The organism is Catenulispora yoronensis (genome assembly GCF_039531695.1).
Taxonomy (GTDB): domain Bacteria; phylum Actinomycetota; class Actinomycetes; order Streptomycetales; family Catenulisporaceae; genus Catenulispora; species Catenulispora yoronensis.
The window spans coordinates 1-534 of sequence record NZ_BAAAQN010000247.1 but is presented as its reverse complement, the minus strand read 5'-3'; the positions used below and the strand labels follow the sequence as shown (position 1 = coordinate 534).

General features: G+C 50.7%; 1 pseudogene. It reads left to right on the top strand.

Features of this window, described 5'->3' with window-relative positions:
- Positions 1-272 (top strand): annotated as a pseudogene (gene clpX / locus ABD481_RS47120) (ATP-dependent Clp protease ATP-binding subunit ClpX); the annotation flags it as partial.
- Positions 273-534: the final 262 nt, after the last annotated feature.

Sequence of the window (534 nt, the reverse complement as noted above, 5' to 3'; positions counted from 1 at the left end):
CCAAGCAGTATCAGGCGCTGTTTAGCCTTGAAGGCGCAGAGCTCGAATTCCGCGACGAAGCGCTGGACGCTATCGCCAAGAAAGCGATGGCGCGTAAAACCGGCGCCCGTGGCCTGCGCTCAATTGTGGAAGCGGCGCTGCTGGATACCATGTATGACCTGCCTTCGATGGAAGATGTCGAAAAAGTGGTCATTGATGAGTCGGTTATCGCCGGTCAGAGCAAACCGCTGCTGATCTACGGCAAACCGGAAGCTCAGCAGGCATCTGGTGAATTATTAACCATTTCACTAAAGCAGTTAACAAAAAGGGGGGATTTTATCTCCCCTTTTATTTTTCCTGCATTCCCGCCGTTGAATGTGTGGAATACATCCCCATATACTGGATTACATATTAACGACGATTCAGTGGAGTGTGGCGTCGTCGGCTACCTGGCGGACTTTAAACTAAGAGAGAGCTCTATGAATCCTGAGCGTTCTGAACGCATTGAAATCCCCGTATTGCCATTGCGCGATGTGGTGGTTTATCCGCACATGG